At 73.6% G+C, this 14,847-nt stretch carries 20 protein-coding genes; 13 read left to right on the top strand and 7 right to left on the bottom strand.

All coding sequences use genetic code 11. The features are described 5' to 3' along the window. Nucleotides 1-9 precede the first annotated feature (9 nt). Nucleotides 10-162: a hypothetical protein gene (locus ACFY3L_RS51170; protein ID WP_389342078.1), complete on the bottom strand. Its 153-nt coding sequence runs from the start codon at nt 160-162 to the stop codon at nt 10-12. Nucleotides 163-458: 296 nt separating this feature from the next. On the opposite strand from ACFY3L_RS51170, the gene ACFY3L_RS51165 reads away from it, so the two are divergent. Beyond that, nucleotides 459-884, top strand: a complete 426-nt coding sequence (locus ACFY3L_RS51165; RefSeq protein WP_389342076.1) for a MarR family winged helix-turn-helix transcriptional regulator — start codon at nt 459-461, stop codon at nt 882-884. Beyond that, complete coding sequence (locus tag ACFY3L_RS51160) at nt 881-2,089, top strand: epoxide hydrolase family protein (protein WP_389342073.1); 1,209 nt, start codon at nt 881-883, stop codon at nt 2,087-2,089. Before ACFY3L_RS51165 ends, ACFY3L_RS51160 begins: the two co-directional genes overlap by 4 nt. Here ACFY3L_RS51160 and ACFY3L_RS51155 read toward each other — a convergent pair. Next, the gene (locus ACFY3L_RS51155; protein ID WP_389342070.1) at nt 2,042-2,662 is read right to left on the bottom strand and encodes a DUF402 domain-containing protein; all 621 of its coding nucleotides are present in this window, start codon (nt 2,660-2,662) and stop codon (nt 2,042-2,044) included. The two genes, ACFY3L_RS51160 and ACFY3L_RS51155, sit on opposite strands and share 48 nt — an antisense overlap. A 23-nt stretch (nt 2,663-2,685) precedes the next feature. On the opposite strand from ACFY3L_RS51155, the gene ACFY3L_RS51150 reads away from it, so the two are divergent. Both ACFY3L_RS51150 and ACFY3L_RS51145 read left to right on the top strand, forming a co-directional pair. Then, nucleotides 2,686-3,438 carry an SDR family NAD(P)-dependent oxidoreductase gene (locus ACFY3L_RS51150; protein WP_389342067.1) on the top strand — a complete coding sequence of 251 codons (753 nt, stop codon included), beginning with the start codon at nt 2,686-2,688 and terminating at the stop codon, nt 3,436-3,438. A 46-nt stretch (nt 3,439-3,484) separates the two neighbouring features. Next, entirely contained in the window at nt 3,485-3,685 is a 201-nt protein-coding gene (locus tag ACFY3L_RS51145; protein WP_389342064.1) for a helix-hairpin-helix domain-containing protein, read from the top strand. 52 nt (nt 3,686-3,737) lie between these two features. Here the strand turns inward: ACFY3L_RS51145 and ACFY3L_RS51140 are convergent, their stop codons facing one another. Both ACFY3L_RS51140 and ACFY3L_RS51135 read right to left on the bottom strand, forming a co-directional pair. Continuing rightward, a complete protein-coding gene (locus ACFY3L_RS51140) occupies nt 3,738-4,535 on the bottom strand; it encodes a DUF6745 domain-containing protein (RefSeq protein WP_389342061.1) in 798 nt (265 codons plus the stop codon). Between the two features lie 84 nt (nt 4,536-4,619). Further along, on the bottom strand, nt 4,620-5,024 hold the full coding sequence (locus ACFY3L_RS51135) for a GNAT family N-acetyltransferase (protein ID WP_389342058.1): 405 nt from the start codon (nt 5,022-5,024) through the stop codon (nt 4,620-4,622). A 30-nt stretch (nt 5,025-5,054) separates the two neighbouring features. Here ACFY3L_RS51135 and ACFY3L_RS51130 point away from each other — a divergent pair, with 30 nt between their 5' ends. Continuing rightward, nucleotides 5,055-5,768 carry a CGNR zinc finger domain-containing protein gene (locus ACFY3L_RS51130; protein WP_389342055.1) on the top strand — a complete coding sequence of 238 codons (714 nt, stop codon included), beginning with the start codon at nt 5,055-5,057 and terminating at the stop codon, nt 5,766-5,768. Here the strand turns inward: ACFY3L_RS51130 and ACFY3L_RS51125 are convergent. Beyond that, nucleotides 5,728-6,855, bottom strand: a complete 1,128-nt coding sequence (locus ACFY3L_RS51125) for a serine hydrolase domain-containing protein (RefSeq protein WP_389342052.1) — start codon at nt 6,853-6,855, stop codon at nt 5,728-5,730. The two genes, ACFY3L_RS51130 and ACFY3L_RS51125, sit on opposite strands and share 41 nt — an antisense overlap. A 23-nt stretch (nt 6,856-6,878) precedes the next feature. Between ACFY3L_RS51125 and ACFY3L_RS51120 the strand changes: the two genes are divergently transcribed. The 4 genes from ACFY3L_RS51120 (at nt 6,879) to trxA (ending at nt 10,233) form a co-directional block, all read left to right on the top strand. Continuing rightward, on the top strand, nt 6,879-8,144 hold the full coding sequence (locus ACFY3L_RS51120) for a hypothetical protein (RefSeq protein ID WP_389342049.1): 1,266 nt from the start codon (nt 6,879-6,881) through the stop codon (nt 8,142-8,144). A 37-nt stretch (nt 8,145-8,181) separates the two neighbouring features. Further along, nucleotides 8,182-9,090, top strand: a complete 909-nt coding sequence (locus ACFY3L_RS51115) for an MBL fold metallo-hydrolase (protein WP_389342046.1) — start codon at nt 8,182-8,184, stop codon at nt 9,088-9,090. A 26-nt stretch (nt 9,091-9,116) separates the two neighbouring features. After that, a complete protein-coding gene (locus ACFY3L_RS51110; RefSeq protein WP_389342043.1) occupies nt 9,117-9,713 on the top strand; it encodes a DedA family protein in 597 nt (198 codons plus the stop codon). 85 nt (nt 9,714-9,798) lie between these two features. Then, the gene (gene trxA / locus ACFY3L_RS51105) at nt 9,799-10,233 is read left to right on the top strand and encodes a thioredoxin (protein WP_389342040.1); all 435 of its coding nucleotides are present in this window, start codon (nt 9,799-9,801) and stop codon (nt 10,231-10,233) included. Between the two features lie 111 nt (nt 10,234-10,344). On the opposite strand, the gene ACFY3L_RS51100 is transcribed toward trxA, so the two are convergent. Next, nucleotides 10,345-11,826 (bottom strand): RtcB family protein, encoded by a 1,482-nt coding sequence (locus tag ACFY3L_RS51100; RefSeq protein WP_389342037.1) that lies wholly within the window; start codon nt 11,824-11,826, stop codon nt 10,345-10,347. A 175-nt stretch (nt 11,827-12,001) separates the two neighbouring features. On the opposite strand from ACFY3L_RS51100, the gene ACFY3L_RS51095 reads away from it, so the two are divergent. Continuing rightward, nucleotides 12,002-12,280 carry a GlsB/YeaQ/YmgE family stress response membrane protein gene (locus tag ACFY3L_RS51095; protein ID WP_360561068.1) on the top strand — a complete coding sequence of 93 codons (279 nt, stop codon included), beginning with the start codon at nt 12,002-12,004 and terminating at the stop codon, nt 12,278-12,280. A gap of 68 nt (nt 12,281-12,348) precedes the next feature. After that, nucleotides 12,349-12,795, top strand: a complete 447-nt coding sequence (locus ACFY3L_RS51090) for a GNAT family N-acetyltransferase (RefSeq protein WP_389342034.1) — start codon at nt 12,349-12,351, stop codon at nt 12,793-12,795. Nucleotides 12,796-12,821: 26 nt separating this feature from the next. On the opposite strand, the gene fliL is transcribed toward ACFY3L_RS51090, so the two are convergent. Beyond that, nucleotides 12,822-13,280, bottom strand: coding sequence for a flagellar basal body-associated protein FliL (gene fliL / locus ACFY3L_RS51085; protein WP_389342031.1), 459 nt, complete (start codon nt 13,278-13,280; stop codon nt 12,822-12,824). A gap of 303 nt (nt 13,281-13,583) precedes the next feature. On the opposite strand from fliL, the gene ACFY3L_RS51080 reads away from it, so the two are divergent. Next, nucleotides 13,584-14,348: an SDR family NAD(P)-dependent oxidoreductase gene (locus ACFY3L_RS51080; RefSeq protein ID WP_389342028.1), complete on the top strand. Its 765-nt coding sequence runs from the start codon at nt 13,584-13,586 to the stop codon at nt 14,346-14,348. Nucleotides 14,349-14,373: 25 nt separating this feature from the next. Further along, the gene (locus ACFY3L_RS51075) at nt 14,374-14,826 is read left to right on the top strand and encodes a MerR family transcriptional regulator (RefSeq protein ID WP_389342025.1); all 453 of its coding nucleotides are present in this window, start codon (nt 14,374-14,376) and stop codon (nt 14,824-14,826) included. The last annotated feature ends 21 nt before the right edge of the window (nt 14,827-14,847 follow it).

Below are 14,847 nucleotides of genomic sequence, written 5' to 3'. Positions count from 1 at the left end.
CGGACCGGCTCAGTCGCGGTGAATGGTGGCGTACTGGGTGAGCACCGTCGCTCCGGCGCACACCCAGAACACCACCTCCCACCGCTGGAACAGCGCCACCATCGCCGCCACGAACAGCAGCGCCGGCACCAGTATCCCCGCGCGACCACCCCACCGGTCCATCCCATCGAATCCTACCGGTACGATAGGCATTACGTCCATGGCCACGCCGTTGCGCCGGTGTACTCGCGGACGCGCTCCTCACAGTCGTCGGCGGCCTCGTCGACGAACGGTCCTCGCGCGGGTCGTCGTCACAGCAGCCGTGGACCGCCTCGCCGGCTCCGTGCCACCGCCGGACAGCGCGCGGCGCAGGCCGAGGCCACGGCCGCGGCGGAGCTATCCGGTGAGCGTATGTGCCTCCACACCCCGCATGATTGACACATTGAATTTTTATATAGATTCTCGATACAGTTCATCGGATGGAGACGGCACAGGTCGACGAGCTGACGACGCTCATCGAGGACTTCAACACCCTGTTCATCCGGCTGCCGATGGTGCAGCGGCTCGGGTTCAGCGCGCTGTCGGTGGTGCACACGCTGTCGCGGCGCGGGCCGATGCGGCTGACCGCGCTGACGGCGACGGAGCAGCTCACCCAGCCCGGCATCACCAGCCTCGTGCAGCGGCTGGAGGAGGACGGCCTCGTGCGGCGGCGGCCGGACCCGACCGACGGGCGGGCGGTCCTCGTCACGCTGACCGACGCGGGCGCCGACATCGTGCGGTCGCGGCACCAGAGCCGGGTCGACCGGCTCGCCGAGCTCATCGCCGGGCTCGACGCCGGCGAGCAGGACGCGATCGCCCGTGCCATGCCCGCCCTCGCCCGCATCATCTCGCTGGGAGCGTCATGAACCTGATCCCGCAGCCGATCCACGTGCCCGACGGGGTCCTCGACGACCTCACGGCCCGGCTCAAGGCCACCCGCTGGCCGGTGCAGACCGGCAACGACGACGGGTTCTACGGCGTGCCGCCCGGCCAGTTGCGGGCGCTCGTCGAGTACTGGGCCGACGGGTACGACTGGCGCGCCGCCGAACGGGCCATCAACGCCTACGAGCACTACCGCGTCGACGTCGGCGGCGTGCCCGTGCACTTCATGCGCCGGCCCGGCACCGGACCCGAGCCGACGCCGCTGATCCTGTCGCACGGCTGGCCGTGGACGTTCTGGCACTGGTCGAAGGTCGTCGACGCGCTCGCCGACCCCGCGGCGCACGGCGGCGACCCGGCCGAGGCGTTCGACGTCATCGTGCCGTCGCTGCCGGGGTTCGGGTTCTCCACCCCGCTGACCGGGCACCCCGACATGAACTTCTGGAAGATCGCCGACGTCTGGCACCAGCTGATGACCGGCGTCCTCGGCCACGACCGGTACGCTGCGGCCGGCTGCGACGTCGGGGCGCTCGTCACCGGGCAGCTCGGCCACAAGTACGCCGGCCACCTGCACGGCATCCACATCGGCTCCGCGCTGAGGCTGGACTTCTTCACCGGCGACCGGGCGTGGGACTTCTCCGGCGGCAGGCCGATCCCCGATGGCCTGCCGCCGGAGGTGTACGAGCGGATCCTGGCTCTCGACCGGCGCTTCGCGGTGCACCTCGCCGTGCACGTCCTGGACCCCGACACGCTCGCCTACGCGCTCAACGACTCACCCGCCGGCATGCTCGCCTGGGTGCTGCGCCGCTGGACCGCGTGGTCAGACAACGGCGGCGACATCGAGACCGTGTTCTCCAAGGACGACCTGCTCACCCACGCGACCATCATCTGGGCCGGCGGGTCGATCGGGAGCTCGATCCGCACGTACGCCAACAACAACCGCTACCCGTGGCAGCCCTCACACGACCGGCGGCCGGTCGTCGAGGCCCCCACCGGAATCACCTTCGTCGGCCACGAGAACCCACCCGGCGTCACCACCACCCAGCAGCGCGTCGACCAGTTCCTCGCCAGCGACCGCGCCCCCTGGTACCACCATGTCAACGTCACCGCCCACGACCGCGGCGGCCACTTCATCCCCTGGGAGCTACCGTCCGAGTGGGTCGCCGACCTCCGCCGCACCTTCCGCGGGTAGCTGCGGCAGCGGCCACTCGCCCGGGCTGAAGTCGCACCACGTCCCGTCGAACGGGAACCGTCCCGCGTCGACGGCCGCGGCGACCCGCTCACCCTCGGCCCGGATCACCGCGGCCTGCTCGGCGCTCCAGAAGCCAGGGCGGCCGATGCAGGCGGTGAACTTGTCCTCATCCTTCCACCGCCAGCGCCGGTCGGGAGCCACCTCGATGTCGAGATGGTGGTCGACGACGTCGATCCCGCCGTCGCGGCGGACCGCCGGGGACTCAAGGTTCACGTACCAGCCGGCGAACTCGCCGCCGGCGAAGAACCACCACACCGAGTGCGCGGCGCCGGGCGGGTGCAGCAACAGGACGTCGTAGCCGCGCCACGTCCGGGTCGCGAGCGGCGCCGCGCCGTAGGCGTCCACCGTCGGCGCGGCCCGCAGCGGCCGTCCGTCCGCGTCGACCCGGCACGCGAACTCGGCGCCTGCGGGCAGCCACAGCAGCAGGCCGCGGTCGTCGTCGGCGACGAGCCTGGTCGCCTTCGCCCACACCAGGTGAGGTCCGCGGAAGTACCGCCGGACGAAGTCAGCCATCGGCCGATCCTAGAATGTCGGGTATGGCACGGGTACTGGTGACAGGGTCGACGGACGGGATCGGGCTGGAGACCGCGGAGCAGTTGCTGCGGCTCGGGCACGAGGTGGTGCTGCACGCGCGCAGCGCGGAGCGGGCCGCGGCGGCCGGGCTGCCGGGCGTGCCGGTGGTCGTCGGGGACCTCGCGTCCTTGGCGGAGACGAAGGCCCTCGGGCGGGACGCCGGGCAGTTCGACGTGGTCGTGCACAACGCGGGCATCGGCGGGCAGGACGAGCGGCGCACCACCGGCGACGGCCTGGAGCGGACGTTCCAGGTGAACGTGCTCGCGCCGTACGTGCTGACCGCGCTCATGCCGAAGCCGTCGCGCCTGGTCTACCTCACCTCCGGCCTGGAGTCGGTCGGGGTCGCCGACCTCGACGACCTGCAGTACGAGCGCAAACCATGGCACGGCATGCAGGCGTACAGCGACTCGAAACTGCACGACGTGGCGCTCGCGTTCGCGGTCGCGCGGCTGTGGCCGCAGGTGCGCAGCAACGCCGTCGACCCGGGCTGGATCCGCACGAAGCTCGGCGGCCCCAACGCCACCGACGGGCTGCCGGAGGGCGCCGAGACCCAGGTCTGGCTGGCGACCTCCGACGACCCGGCCGCGACGGTCACCGGCCGCTACTTCAAGCGCCGCGCCGGCCTGAAGGCCAACCCGGCCGCGTACGACCGGTCCGTCCAGGACGGCCTCCTCGCCGCCTGCGCCTCCCTGTCGGGCGTCGAGCTCCCCGAATGACCCTGGATGACCCGGGATGACGCTGAATGACCCTGGATGAACCCGAATGACCGCGAAACCCGACCTCGACACGCTGCCGAAGATCGGCGCGCCGGCGACCCGGGCGCTGCACGACGCCGGGTACACGTCACTGCGTGACGTGGCCGGCGTCCCCCGTGTGCGGCTGGCCGGGTTGCACGGCGTCGGACCGAAGGCGCTGCGGCTCCTGCAGGAGGCCCTGCAGGAGCACGGGCTCAGCCTCGGTTGAGCGGCGTCACCAGGTGACGTTGAGCAGCGTCACCAGGTGACGTTGAGCGGCGTCACCAGGTAATGGTGGTGCCGTCGCGGTAGCCGACGCGGCGTGGGGCGACCTGCGAAGGGCGTTCGACGAGGACGCACAGGTCGTCGCCGGGCCACCACCAGCCGGCGGCGCGGGCCAGGGCGGCCCACTCGTCGAGGTGCGCGTCGTCGTGCGGGCGGAACCTGGCGAGGCCCAGCTTACGGATCGTGTCGTAGAAGCCGATCCAGGTCGCGTCCTGCTGGCCGTACCAGCAGACCGGCACCGTCCTGTGTGGACTCAGGGCGGACCGCACCGGCCAGGTGAGGCCGGCGGCAAGGGGCTCGTGCAGCGACCGGTGCAGGACCTCCAGCAGCGGGACCCCTGCCTGCAGGGCCTGTCGCGGCGGGAGGACCGGCCACGGCTTCTTCGCCGCCGCCGCGGTCAGCTCGGTGTGCTCGACGGCGTCGTCGAGCGCGCCGCGCAGGCGGGCCAGGCCGGCGGCGATGTCGCCGGCGACCGGTGGTGTCCCTCGTGGACGCCGGTCGCGGACCCAGGACTGCAGGACCTCGTGCGTCGGCAGCCCGGTGAGCAGGGGTAGCGCCTGTCGTGGCGAGGCGACCCAGCGGAACACCGGCACGCGCCGGTGCTGCCGGCGGTAGATGCCGGCGATGAGGTGTTCGGTGGTCGCCCGGTCGGCCGGGCCGGTGGACCGGGCTGCTTCGAGCCACTCGTCGCGGATCGGCTCCGCGCGATGCCACAGCTCGAGGACCCGGGTTTCACGGGCGGCGGACTGGCGGAGGGTGGGGGCAGCGGCGGCACGCCGCGCCGTGGCGGTCAACGCGCGAGGGCGGACGCGCCCTTCCGGTGAGTGCGGATCATGTCGTCCATTCTGCAGGTGTACGGGCAGCGCCCGCAACCCCGCTCAAAGTTTGATGAGGCCGGCACCGGTCGGGGTGAAGCCGCACGACGCCAGGTAGAAGCCGCGCAGGTGGTCCTCGAAGTCGACGTGGAGCCACTCGCAGCCGCCGGCGCGGGCACCCTGGACGGCCGCGGCGACGAGGCCCGTGCCGACGCCGCGGCGCCGGCCGGCGGACGAGACGACGGTGTCGAGCACGAACGCGTGGGACGCGCCGTCCCAGGCCACGTTGACGAACCCGACCAGCCGGCCTTCCGCGCGGGCGCAGACCCAGCCGAGGCTGTGCCGGTTGACCCGGGCCCACCACGCGCTGCCGGTCGGCGGGTGGCCGAAGCCCTCGGCGTGCAGCGACTCCACCTCAGCGTCGGTGAACGCGCCCCGCCACGTGTACCCCGGCCCGGTCACAGTCACGGGCCGCACTGTACCGGCTATGCTGCGTCAATGTCCTTTCGCCAGGGCACAGGACGGCTGTGTCTGGACTTCGTCCACACGCTGCGCGACCGCGCCAGCGGCACGCCGGTCGAGGACCTGCCCGACGGCCCGGCGCTCGCGGCGTGGGTCCGGCAGTTCGGCCCGGTCGCGCCGCCGGCCGGCAGCAGCGTGCCCGCGCCGATCGTCGCCGGCGCGCGGCGCCTCCGCGAGGCGGTCCACGCGCTGGTCGTGGCCGGTGCGGCCGGGGTGCCCGCCCAGGTGCGGGACGCGGTCAACGACGCCGCGGCCCGGTCGGTGCCGGTGCCGTTCCTCGACGCCGGTGGGGTGCCGCGCTGGCAGGCCGCCGACCCGGTCACGGCCACCCTGGCGCTGGTCGCCCGCGACGCCCTCGACCTGGTCACGTCGCCCGCCGCCGCGCGGGTGCGGGCGTGCGCCGACCCGTCGTGCGGCGCGCTGTTCCTGGACGCGTCGCACACCGGCACCCGCCGCTGGTGCTCCGCCGACCCGTGCGGCAACCGCGCCCGCAAACGCCTGGCCCGCGGCCCGTCGAACCCGGCACCGGCCAACGGCGCGCAGACCCCACGGGCAAACGGCACGCCGCAAGCGACCCCACCCTCCGGCGCGGCGCGCCTCAAGTCCGGGCGGCCGGCCACCGCACAGCGTGCCAGGGCCGCCGAGAAGCTCAGCCCCCCGATGGAGGCGCGGACACCGCGCGGCGCGTGAACTCCTGCACCGTGCCGTCGAAGAGCACGTCGGACACCTGGGTCAGCAGGACCCGCACCGTGCCGGTCGCCGGGCTGTTGCTCCACGACGTGCCGTAGCCGCCGTCCCAGCCGTAGGTGCCGTCGGCGTGGACCGCCATGCCGTACCCCCAGCCGTGCCCGCCGAGCAGCATCCCGCCGCCCTCGATCTGGGCCGGTGTCAGGTGGTTCACCGTCATCGCCCGCAGCGCCGGGCCGCCACGCAGCAGGTGCCGGCCGAACGCCACCATGTCGTCCACAGTGGACGCCAGCCCGGCGGCGCCGTCGGGGAACGCCGGCTCGCGGGTCCAGGCCGCCGCGGTCGCCACGTCCGTCTGCCGGACGCCCTGGAAGTACACGGCCGGCAGCTCGGCGGCCCGCTCCGGCGGCAGCGAGAAGCCGGTGGAGGTCATGCCGAGCGGTTCGAACAGCCGCTCGCGCAGCGCGTCGCCCAGCCGCATCCCGGCCGCCCGCGCGACCAGCACCCCGAGGACGTGGCCGCTGGTGCTGTACGCCCAGCGCTCCCCCGGCTGGAACAGCAGCGGCAGGGTGGCGAACCGGCGCATCCACTCGTCGACGTCGTGCGGGGTCCGCGGGTCGGGCCGGACGATGGCCAGGTCGAGCGCGTCGGCGGCCCGGACGACCGGCACCGGCGGGTTGATCGGCGGGTCGGCCGCCGGGTCGAGCAGCAGCCCGTGACCCATGCGGTAGGTGAGCACGTCCTCGACGGTGATCGCCCGCCGCGCCGGCACCGTGTCGTCGACGTCGCCGTCGGGGCGGCGCAGCACCCGCGGGCCGGCGAGCTCCGGCAGCAGCCGGTCGACGGGCTCGTCGAGGGCGAGCAGCCCGTCCTCGACCAGCGTCATCGCGGCCGCCGCGACGATCGGCTTCGTCACCGACGTCAGCCGGACGGGGGTGTCACGGCGCATCGGCACCGCGTCCGGCCCGGTCGACGTCGTGCCCAGCACCTCGATCCGGACCGGCCCGTCCGCGCCGGCGACCGCGGCCACCAGGCCGGGCACCGCGCCACGGGCGACCGGCCCCGCCAAGCTCCCCTGCAGCTCGTCCATGATCTCACCTTATGGTGTTCCCCGTGGAGACGTCCCTGACCGCAGCGGTCGACGCGTTGCGCCGGTCCGGCCTGGAGCCGGTGGTCCGCCAGGCGCCGCGCCAATGGTCGGCGAGTCCGGTGGAGCCGGGCGCCTGGGTGCGGATGCCGGGCGACGAGGCCTACGCGGTCGTGACCGTCGCCGACATCCGGCCCGGCGACCGCGTCGGCGACTGGGAGCAGGTGCGGGCCCTGCCGGACCCGACGGCCGTGCTCGGGTTCACCGCCGCGTTCTACGAGCGCCGCCCGGGCGACGCGCGGCCGCTGGAGCACGGCGACCCGCTCGCGGTGCCGTCCGGCCAGTTCCACTCGGTGTTCCCCGAGGACGTCGTCGCCGCCGTCGAGGACTGGGCGCAGTGGGAGGCGACCTGGTCCGTCGTCCCCGCGGTCGAGGCCGAGGGCCGCCGCCGCGCCCGGCTGCAGCGCCTGGCGACGTCGAAGCTGACCAGCGGCCGGGTCCCCGTCGACGTGGCACTCGACCCGGCGCTGCTGCCGGTGCTGTCGGAGCGGCAGGCGGAGGACCTCGACGAGACCGTCGCCGGGCTGTTCCTGCCCGGGATCCGGTGGTGGTTCCCGCGCGACCGGACCGGCGGCCGGCTCGCCGGTCGCGTCCAGGTGCTGCTGCGGGAGGTCGTGCCGCCGGCGAAACCGGCGGGCAAGGGCATCTGGCTCACGGTCGGCGTGGTCCCCGGCGGCGGCCTGCGGGCGGGCCTCACGCGGGTCGCGGGCGCGTCGGCGTATCACCGCTGGGACCGGATGCCGCAGTACTGGCAGTCCCCCGCCACCGGCGTCGACGAGCTGTGGGGCGCGTTCGCCGACGCCGGCGCGGTCGTCGACGCGCTGCTGGCCGGCCACGCCCTGGACGTCCTGGACATGTGCGGCGTCACCACCGACCGGGCCACCGCGCGCGTGCTGCAGGGGCTGCCGGAGAGCTTCCGGCTGCGGGAGTGGACCGACAAGTGGACCACCAACGCGACCGCCCTCATGGCGAACGCCGCCCCCTGGCGCTGGGCCGCGGCGCTCGTCGACGGGCAGCGCCCGCGGCGCCTGGAGACGCTCGGCGGGTTCGGCGCCAGCCGCCGCCCGGGCCTGTTCCTGGGCTCGGCCGGTGGGGCCGCGCACCTGACGTTCGCGCAGAGTGGCGGCCAGCTCGTCGCGCCGCGCGTCGAGTGGGAGCGCGACCTGGACTTCGACCTGGTCAGGCTCGGCCTCATCACCCCCGGCGACATCCCGCTGCGCCGGCGGCCTTGACAACGGTCGCCTGCGGCCGGGGGGTACGCTGCGGGGCATGTCGCTGCACGAGGTCGTGCCCGGGGTGCACGCGTGGGTCCAGGCCGACGGCACGTGGTGGCTCAACAACGCCGGCGTCGTCGCCGGTGGTGACCAGGTCCTGCTGGTCGACACCTGCGCGACCGAGGCCCGCACCAGGCGCTTCCTCGCCGCCGTGCACGACGCGACCGCCGGCGGCACGGTCCGCCTCGCCGTCAACACGCACCTGCACGGCGACCACACCTATGGCAACAGCCTCCTGCCCGCCGCCACCGTCATCGTCGGCCACGAGCTCATGCGCGAAGGGCTGCGCGTCGACCCGGTCATCGACGGCTGCCCGCCGCTGTGGCAGCCCGTCCCCGACTGGGGCGCCGTCACCCGCAGGCTCCCCGACATCACCGTGCAGGACCGGCTCACCGTCCACATCGGACAGCGCCGGGTCGACGTCGTGCACCCCGGCGGGCCCGCGCACACGACCGGCGACCTCGTCGCGTGGCTGCCCGAGGAGCGGGTCCTCTTCGCCGGCGACCTCGTCTTCAACGGCCTCACCCCGCTGGTGTTCATGGGCTCCGTCACCGGCGCGATCGCGGCCCTGGACTGGCTCGCCTCGTTCGGGCCCGACCATCTCGTCCCGGGGCACGGGCCGCTGCTCACCGCCGCCGACATCGATCCCGTGTTCGACCGGATCCGGCGGTACCTTCGGCTCGTCCTCGACACCGCCGACGCGGGCATGCGGGCCGGGCTGACCCCGCTCGAGGCCGCCCGCGGCTGCGACCTCGGCGAGTTCGCCGGCTGGGCCGACGCGGAGCGGCTCGTGCCCAACCTGCACCGCGCGTATGCGGACAGCCGCGGCACCGACGTCGACCCGGTCGCCGCCCTCACCGACGCCGTCGCCTGGCTCGGCGGCCCCATGGCGACCAGCGTCTGAGCCTGCCCGCGGGTAGGCTCCATGCGATGACAGACTGGATCTTCGCCGTCATCGATCAGCTGGGCCCCGTCGGGGTCGGGCTGCTCATCGCCCTGGAGACCCTGGTCCCGCCGATCCCGTCGGAGCTGATCCTGCCGCTGGCGGGCTTCCGGGCGCGGGCCGGCGCCATGCACCCGGTGCTCGTCTGGCTGTGCGCGACCGCCGGGGCCGTCGCCGGGTCGCTGCTGCTCTACTGGCTCGGCGCCCGCCTCGGATACGAGCGGCTGCACCGGCTCGCGGGGCGCCGCTGGTTCCTGCTCGCCGGGCAGCGCGACCTGGAGCGCGGCCGGAGGCTCTTCCACCGGCACGGCTCGTGGGTCGTGGCCCTGTCACGGTGCGTGCCGGTGCTGCGCAGCCTCGTGTCGATCCCGGCGGGGATCGAGCGGATGCGGCTGCCGAAGTTCGTGCTGCTGACCACCGCCGGCTCGGGCGTGTGGAACGCCCTGTTCATCGGCGCCGGCTGGATGCTCGCCGAGCGCTGGCAGGAGGTCGACCGCTTCAGCGGCCCGGCGGGCACCGCCGTCGGCGTCCTGCTCGCCGCCGGCGCCGTGACCCTCGCCGTCCGCAAGCTCCGCACGTCCTGACGCGTGTCGCGGGAATTTCGCCGGTACGAGCGGCGCTTGCACCTGCGGGGGTCTGAGCTGCGTCCAGAGTGAACGGGAGTGACTGGTGGCGGGCAACATCGTGGCGTGCACGGCATGCGGCAAACGGAACCGGGTCCCGGCGGCGGCGTCGGGCCGACCCGCCTGCGGCAGCTGCGGCGCGAAGCTGCCGTGGATCGTCGACGCCGGTGACGACACGTTCGCCGAGGTCGCCGAGCGCTCGTCGACCCCGGTCCTCGTCGACCTGTGGGCCACCTGGTGCGGCCCGTGCCGCGCGGTGAGCCCCGCCCTGGAGCAGGTCGCCACCGAGCTCGCCGGCACGGTCAAGCTCGTGAAGGTCGACATCGACAAGGCCCCCGGCCTGTCGCGCCGCTTCGACGTCCGCGCCGTGCCCACCCTCATGATCGTGAAGGACGGCAAGGTCGTCGCCCGCCAGTCCGGCGCCGCCAACGCCACCGTCCTGCGCCGCTGGGTCGAGCAGTCCCTCGCCTCGACCGCCTGACCACCGCCGGGCGCCCTGCAGATCACGGTCGACGTCCCGGCGGAGCTGCCCGACCGGGCCACCTCACGGGCACCGCCTGCCACGTCCCGGCGTGGCCCGCGGCACCAGAGGTCAGCCCTTGACGGTGAGAAGGGGGCGGAGCTCGGCGACCGGCATGGCCACGCCTGCGGTCTCCAGGGTGCGGACGACCGGGCCCACCTCCTTGTACGCCCACGGCGCCTCCTGCTTGAGGTCGCGGCGCCAGGCGTCGAGGATGTCGCGGCGGCCGGCGAGGGCCGGGTCGCGGTGGTTCAGCGGGGTCACCACGCGGAACTCCTCCAGGAACGCGTCGAGCTCGGCGTCGCTGCCGCGGGAGGCGGAGCCGCGCGGGACGCTGCGGCCGGCGCCGTGGCAGGCGCTCTGCAGGGCGCGCGGGTTGCCGAGGCCGCGCAGCAGGTAGCTGGGGGCACCCATCGAGCCCGGCACGATGACCGGCTCCCCCCACGGGGCCGGCTCGCCGGGGCCTGCCGCCGGGGTGGCGCCCTTGCGGTGCACGACAGTGCCGTCGGCGGAGGGCCACAGGAGGTTGTGCGGCGACTCGTACACCAGGCGCGAATCGACCTGACCGGCGACGGCGGAGAGGCCGGCCCGCATCATCAGGGCCAGGAAGAAGCGGTTGCCGATGGCGAAGTTGGCCGCGTTCGCGAACGCCGTCAGGTACTTCTCGATGCGGCGTTCGTCGCCGGACAGCAGCATGGGCAGGATGCGGTTGCGCGGCATCGGCATGCCCTGGGGCCACAGGGCGCGGGCCTGGTCCTGGCCGGTGGAGTTGGCCTGGTGGCCCAGGGACAGCGACCCCGTGTGCACCATCAGCATCACCCGTCCCGGGGCGAGCCCCCAGGCGTAGGCGGCCGCGCCGTCGTGGATCTCCGAGACGTACTGCAGCTCGGCGAAGTGGTTGCCGCCGCCGACGCTGCCGATGATGCTGTCGTAGCTGGTGCCGCCGCCGGAGCCGCCGCTGTTGATCCAGTCGCGGAAACCGTCGGCGGACGCGACGGGGTGCCCGGCGGCGTGCAGGTTGTCCGGGGAGAGGTCTTCCGGGGACACCTGTGCCCAGGCCCCGTCGCCGAGCAGACCCGCGGACAGCAGGCCCGGCAGCCCGTCGCGGAGCAGGCCCTCGCGGTGGGCGGGGGTGAGGCCGATGCGCCGGCCGCCCTCGAAGAACAGGTGTCGCAGGTGCTGCTCCAGGCGGTCCAGGTGCGGCCGGACCCGGTCGACGGTCAGCGACGTGGCTTCGACCCGCATGCCGCAGTTGATGTCGTTGCCGACCGCCTGCGGGATGAGGGCGCCGGTGGTCTGCAGGACGGTGCCGATCGGGATCCCGGCGCCCTTGTGGAAGTCGGGGGTGCACACGACCCGGTCCAGACTCGCGCCCATCGCGGCGAGCGTGGCCGCCGTCTCCACAACGGTGAGCAGCTCGTCGATGGCGGCGGGCTCGATCGGCACCTCGGGTCCCGCGCAGATCTCGACCGGCACGCCGTGCGGGTTGGGAAGGGTCAGCCAGGAGTCGTCGGTGCGGGCGAGGCGCGGATCGGGCCGCTTGGTGGTCGACATGGTCCGCCCAGGGTAGGGAGGCGCCCCGCCCGCCGTACAACGAATTACCCGTCCCCGATCGGGGACGGGTGCGATCGGTTTCGGATCAGGAACCCACGGGCATCACTGAAGCAGAGCCGAGGCGGAGCGGGAGAGGGCCGAGGCACACAGGAAGCTACGAAGTTCAGGAGGAGCAATGACCGTCACTGGGATCATCACCGCGCTGATCGTCGGTCTGATCGTGGGTGCGCTCGGGCGGCTCGTGGTCCCGGGCCGGCAGCACATGTCGATCCTGCTGACCATGGTCGTCGGCGTCGTCGCCGCGCTGCTGGGCACGGTCCTGGCCAACGCGATCGGCATCGCGACCGACACGCCCGGCGTCGACTGGGGCGAGCTCGTCGTGCAGGTGCTGCTCGCCGCCGTCGGTGTGGCGCTGGTTGCCGGCTTCGCCGGTCGGGGCCGTCGGGCTCTGTAAGTCTTCACGCGAAGCGCTTCAGCGGCGCCCGGCCATCGTGCCGGGCGCCGCTGTCGTATGGTCACGCCATGTCGAGCCTGCGGATCGGACCGGTCACCGACGACGCCACGCTCGAGGACTGGCGGCTGGTGCACAACACGGTCGTGCCGGACGCCGCGATGTCGGCGGACGAGGCGCGCGAACGCGTCGGCAGGTATCTGCTGGAGGTCGCCTACGACGGTGACGTGCTCGTCGGCTGCACCACCGTCCGCCCGCCCGAGGCCGACGGCGGGGCGTCCACGGTGATCGTCCGGGTCCTGCCCCGGTGGCGGGGGCGTGGGCTGGGTTCGGCGCTGTACGAGCGGGCGATGCGTCAGGCCGCCGGCCACGCCGCCCCCGCGGTCGAAACGGTGGTCTGGGCGGCGAACGCCGGCGGTGTCCGGTTCGCGGAGGCGCGCGGCTTCGCCGAGGTCGACCGCTACGAGCCCGAGCCGGGCGCTGTGCCGTACCTCACGCTCCGCCGGCCGTCCGCCTGAGCCGGACCGCCCGGGCCCCGCACTGACTACTGGATCACGAACGTGGTGTAGTACACGTCCATGACCTCCTTCTCCTTGTCGACCGTGTAGGCCTTGACGACCCTCTCCTTGAGCTGCGTCTTGTACTTCTCGCGGCCCTCGTTGGTCAGCAGCTCCTTGGAGTCCATGTTGCTGAACAGCGAGATCGCGGCGTCGAGCGCCTTGCTGCCGTCCGGGGCCTCGGCCGCCTTGTCGGTCGCCTGCAGCGTCATCTTCAGCTTCAGGTAGTGCCCGTCGGCGAGGTTGATCGTGACCGCGTCCAGCGGCACGACGGCACCGGCCACGAGGACCTCGGCCTCCGCCTTCTTCGGCGCGAACATGAAGTACCCACCGGCGCCACCGCCGGCGAGCGCGACCAGGACGATCGCGAGGATCATGATGAGCTTCTTCTTGCCGCCCTTCTTGGGGGCATCCTCCGCCGCCTTGTCCTTCTCGTCCTTCGCCATGAAGCTCCCCCTCGTGCCCGTTCGACCGCCGACCTCCGACGCTCCCTGACATCGGACCGATCACCCGACAGGTGAGTTGCGGCCAGGTGCGGAGCGGTAGCGCACCGATGGCACCGCCGGCACCCGGCCCCAGCGCGGACCCTGCCCGCCCGCGCCGTGCATGAACGCGACCCACCTGTCGGGTGATCGGTCCGACGCAGCCCGGATGCGCGCACCTGGCCGGGTCCGCCCCTGGCGCCGCATGCACTCTTCCCGGCGAGAGGTTGACCTTGCCGCAGGCGGCAGCGTTGCACGATGACCGGCATGGACAGCACCGCACCGCGAAGCGACAGCATCGTCGCCGTCACCGGCGCCGGCACCGGCACCGGCATCGGCCGGGCCACCGCCCGCGCCTTCGCCGCCGAGGGCGCCCACGTGGTCGCGATCGGACGGCGAAGCGAACCGCTCAAGGAGACCGCGGCCGGGCACCACCGGATCACGCCGCTGCCCGTCGACATCACCGCGGAGGACGGCCCCGAGCAGATCGCCCTGGCGGTGTCGCAGGCATACGGCCGATTGGACGTGCTGGTCAACAACGCCGGCATCGTGCGCGGCGGCGCCCTCGGCGCACTGACCCCACAGCTGATCGCACCGCAGATCGCCACCAACCTCGTCGCGCCGATCCTGTTGACCCAGGCCACGCTGCCGCTGCTGGAGGCCTCGGCCGGGGTGATCGTCAACGTCAGCACGGCGGTGGGGCAGCGGGCCTGGCCCGGCAACTCGGTCTACGCCGCGACCAAGACCGCGCTGGAGACGTTGACCCGCAGCTGGGCGGTCGAGTTGGCACCCCGCGGGATCCGGGTGGTCGCGGTCGCCCCGGGCGCGGTCGACACCCCCATCGGCGAGCACCAGGGCCTGACGCCGCAGCAGTCGGCCGCAGTCCGGCAGTGGCAACTGGCGCACACCCCACTGGCCCGGATCGGCCGCCCCGAGGAGGTAGCCTGGGCGATCACCCAGCTGGCCGCACCAGCGGCATCCTTCGTCACCGGAGTGGTGCTGCCGATCGACGGCGGAGCGGTCGTGGCGTGACAGGAGTGACCCGGGAGGAGACAGCGTGCGGATCGGTGAGCTGGCCAAGGCGACAGGAACGACCGCCCGGGCCCTGCGCCACTACGAACAGGCCGGGCTGATCTCCTCCGAACGAGCCGCCAACGGCTACCGCAGCTACGACGAGCAAGCCGCGGTGCGGGTCCGCAACATCCGCCACCTGCTGGCCGCCGGACTCACCCTCGACGACGTGCGCGTGTTCCTGCCCTGCCTGGACGGCGATGTCGCCGCCGCGCCACCCTCACCCGCCGGCCTGCGCGTCGCGCTGGACCGCCTGGCAGTCCTCAACGAACGCATCGCCACCCACACCGACGCCCGCGACCGGCTGGAAACCGCACTCCGCGGCAAGACCGCCAGTCACATCCGCCCCCGTGACCTGACCCCTGCCGTTACCTTTCAGTGCGCTGTAGTGAGCGCACGATCGATAGTCCTGCCTTGCGGCGGGACGGTCCCGGTCTGACCAGCGGGTGCCGTGCCGGGT

The sequence above is a fragment of the Dactylosporangium sp. NPDC000521 genome, assembly GCF_042898305.1.
Classification (GTDB): Bacteria; Actinomycetota; Actinomycetes; order Mycobacteriales; family Micromonosporaceae; genus Dactylosporangium.
This window is presented reverse-complemented; position numbering and strand designations above follow the sequence as displayed.

Excerpts from the sequence above, each read along its gene's own strand:
- ACFY3L_RS51125 (WP_389342052.1), bottom strand. The coding sequence starts at position 6,855 with ATGGACGAGCTGCAGGGGAGCTTGGCGGGGCCGGTCGCCCGTGGCGCG.
- ACFY3L_RS51160 (WP_389342073.1), top strand. The coding sequence starts at position 881 with ATGAACCTGATCCCGCAGCCGATCCACGTGCCCGACGGGGTCCTCGAC.
- ACFY3L_RS51110 (WP_389342043.1), top strand. The coding sequence starts at position 9,117 with ATGACAGACTGGATCTTCGCCGTCATCGATCAGCTGGGCCCCGTCGGG.
- ACFY3L_RS51080 (WP_389342028.1), top strand. The coding sequence starts at position 13,584 with ATGGACAGCACCGCACCGCGAAGCGACAGCATCGTCGCCGTCACCGGC.
- ACFY3L_RS51170 (WP_389342078.1), bottom strand. The coding sequence starts at position 162 with ATGGACCGGTGGGGTGGTCGCGCGGGGATACTGGTGCCGGCGCTGCTG.
- ACFY3L_RS51130 (WP_389342055.1), top strand. The coding sequence starts at position 5,055 with ATGTCCTTTCGCCAGGGCACAGGACGGCTGTGTCTGGACTTCGTCCAC.
- ACFY3L_RS51095 (WP_360561068.1), top strand. The coding sequence starts at position 12,002 with ATGACCGTCACTGGGATCATCACCGCGCTGATCGTCGGTCTGATCGTG.
- ACFY3L_RS51115 (WP_389342046.1), top strand. The coding sequence starts at position 8,182 with ATGTCGCTGCACGAGGTCGTGCCCGGGGTGCACGCGTGGGTCCAGGCC.
- fliL (WP_389342031.1), bottom strand. The coding sequence starts at position 13,280 with ATGGCGAAGGACGAGAAGGACAAGGCGGCGGAGGATGCCCCCAAGAAG.
- ACFY3L_RS51165 (WP_389342076.1), top strand. The coding sequence starts at position 459 with ATGGAGACGGCACAGGTCGACGAGCTGACGACGCTCATCGAGGACTTC.
- ACFY3L_RS51150 (WP_389342067.1), top strand. The coding sequence starts at position 2,686 with ATGGCACGGGTACTGGTGACAGGGTCGACGGACGGGATCGGGCTGGAG.
- ACFY3L_RS51100 (WP_389342037.1), bottom strand. The coding sequence starts at position 11,826 with ATGTCGACCACCAAGCGGCCCGATCCGCGCCTCGCCCGCACCGACGAC.
- ACFY3L_RS51155 (WP_389342070.1), bottom strand. The coding sequence starts at position 2,662 with ATGGCTGACTTCGTCCGGCGGTACTTCCGCGGACCTCACCTGGTGTGG.
- ACFY3L_RS51090 (WP_389342034.1), top strand. The coding sequence starts at position 12,349 with ATGTCGAGCCTGCGGATCGGACCGGTCACCGACGACGCCACGCTCGAG.
- ACFY3L_RS51145 (WP_389342064.1), top strand. The coding sequence starts at position 3,485 with ATGACCGCGAAACCCGACCTCGACACGCTGCCGAAGATCGGCGCGCCG.